Here is a 2,065-nt window from a genome sequence, read left to right on the forward strand (position 1 = left end):
CTCATGGAGGCGAACCTGCGCCGGGCCATGACCATCTCCGACGGCGACTGGACCGTGCTCTTCACCTCGCCGCTGGCCATCATCCTCTGGACCATCGCCGTCGTCGGCTTCGTGCTGCCGATCCTGGTCGGCAAGCGCATCAAGCGCCGCATGCACATGTCCGAGGAGGAGCCCGGCGGCGCCACCACTGTCGATTGAACGCCCGGGCCCGATGCTTCGCGCACCGCGGTCTACTCGCGGCTTGGTCGGCCGGGCAGCCTGCGCATCCGCAAGCGGATCGAGCAGGGGTTCGGCTGGACCAAGGAAGTGGCGGGGTCGCCCAGGTCAAGCTGGGCGGCCTCGACCGGATCTCCTGCACCCCACTCGCCGCGATGATCGCGATCGACGTCAGCGCCTCCTCCGGCGAGACGAGGTCGGGCCGGACGCGATGGGGGGCACGGCCTGCACGGGTATTCCCGGCGTCCTTGTGATCGCGGCGCCCCGGACGAGCCAATGGTATCGGGAAATTGGACTCGACTCGAGCGGGACCATCGAGTTCGCCGGGACTCGTTCCCGTCGCTGAACGAAATGCCCGTGCAAAGTTCGCCGGCGAAGCGATCGATCTGACGAAGCAGATGATCGACCGGCACGTGATCCTCGATCGAAAACTCGTAGAACAGCGCACCTTGCGCCATCTGCCGCGGACCCATCATCGCCAGCACTCCCGACTGCTCGGGAGAACTGAATCAGCGACTGGCAACTACCTCGACTCCGGGTTTTTCAACGGAATCCGCCCTTTTTCCGTACTGCCGGCGGAAACGCGCTACCGACCCATGTGTTCTTGTCGCCGATCCCGTCGCGGTCTTCGGGGATACGTGGACCAGGTCGGCTGCAGGGGTGGCGCGAGACCAGAGGCACCACGTACCCTCGCTCCCGTCCAATGCCACGCTGAAGGAGACGCCGGTTCGCGGGTCCACTGCGTGGTCGGAACTCAGCCACAGGGTCGCGACCGCCACCGTCACGCCGACGGCACCAACACCGCCGGCGAAGCCGATCCCGAGCGAGCCGAAAGCATCGTGACCGACGACGTCGCCACTTGGATCGTTGTTCCAGACACCGCCATAGTCCGCGAATCCGCGCAGCTGCCAGCCCGGCTGCCATCGTGCCCGGTCGGGACATCGCAGGTGGCCTCGATCGCGGTCGCGGCGCCCTTGTCGGCGGCGATTCCCCGGCCAGTGAAGGCCCAGTCGTAGGGATCGCCGCCCCCCGAGAACGGCACCGCGCCGGGCAGCGGGTCGACTGCGTACTGCCCCGCGGCGCGCAGCCTGAGGCTCGCCTGTTCGCCGAGCGGCCGCCGGTAGTTGAAATCGAAACGCCCGAACCGCCAGTCGTCGGGCACGCCCGGCCGCGAGAAATCCGTTCCGCCGGTTTTGGCACCGAGGCCGCCGAGGCCCTGGGCCGTCTGGGCGCCGACGAGGCGGATGATCGCGGCGTTGTTGGGGAAGACGCCGATGACATCGGACCGGCGCTCGATCTCGCGGTTGACCCGCTCGAGAGGGTTGGTGGACTCGATCTGCGACGAATGCCCCTTGGGAAAGTCCATCTCGGCGCGCACGTCCTCGCGGGAGGCGTCCATCAGCGCGCCGAGCCTGGGCTGCCTGTCACGCAGCGCGTCGGCGACCACGTCCCACGGGGCGACAGCCTCGTCCGCGCCCACTGGGCAATCGAGAACGCGCTGCGACTTCCGTGCTCGACGTCACCTTCGACGAGGACCGCGCCCGAAACCGCCGCGACAACGGCCCGGAGAACCTCGCCATCCTCCGGCGCCTCACCTTCAACCTCCTCAACAAGGCAAGGCCGAAGATGTCCGTCGCCCGAAAGCGCAAACGCTCCGGTTGGTCCGATGCCTTCGCACGAACCATCATCGGCCAAATGCGATAGCCCTGTCGGCGAGCATGGCGGCGCTTGCGTTCAAGGTTTGAATTCGGTACGGGGGAGGTGATTGGGGAATAGGTTAACGGTAGACCCACGGACTCTGACTCCGTTAGTCCTGGTTCGAATCCAGGTTCCCCAGCCAGCCTAACAT

Annotated in this window: 1 tRNA gene and 3 pseudogenes; 3 read left to right on the forward strand and 1 reads right to left on the reverse strand. The window is 66.9% G+C overall.

Annotated elements, in window-relative coordinates:
- Positions 1 to 198 (forward strand): annotated as a pseudogene (locus V7050_RS20635) (tripartite tricarboxylate transporter permease); the annotation flags it as partial.
- 1,246 nt (positions 199 to 1,444) lie between these two features.
- Here V7050_RS20635 and V7050_RS20640 read toward each other — a convergent pair.
- Positions 1,445 to 1,684 (reverse strand): annotated as a pseudogene (locus V7050_RS20640) (transposase); the annotation flags it as partial.
- A 3-nt stretch (positions 1,685 to 1,687) separates the two neighbouring features.
- On the opposite strand from V7050_RS20640, the pseudogene V7050_RS20645 reads away from it, so the two are divergent.
- Positions 1,688 to 1,920, forward strand: a pseudogene (locus V7050_RS20645) (ISAs1 family transposase); the annotation flags it as partial.
- A gap of 62 nt (positions 1,921 to 1,982) precedes the next feature.
- Positions 1,983 to 2,056, forward strand: a tRNA-Gln gene (locus tag V7050_RS20650).
- Positions 2,057 to 2,065 lie beyond the last annotated feature (9 nt).

It is taken from the genome of Amaricoccus sp. (assembly GCF_036846665.1).
GTDB lineage: Bacteria > Pseudomonadota > Alphaproteobacteria > Rhodobacterales > Rhodobacteraceae > Amaricoccus.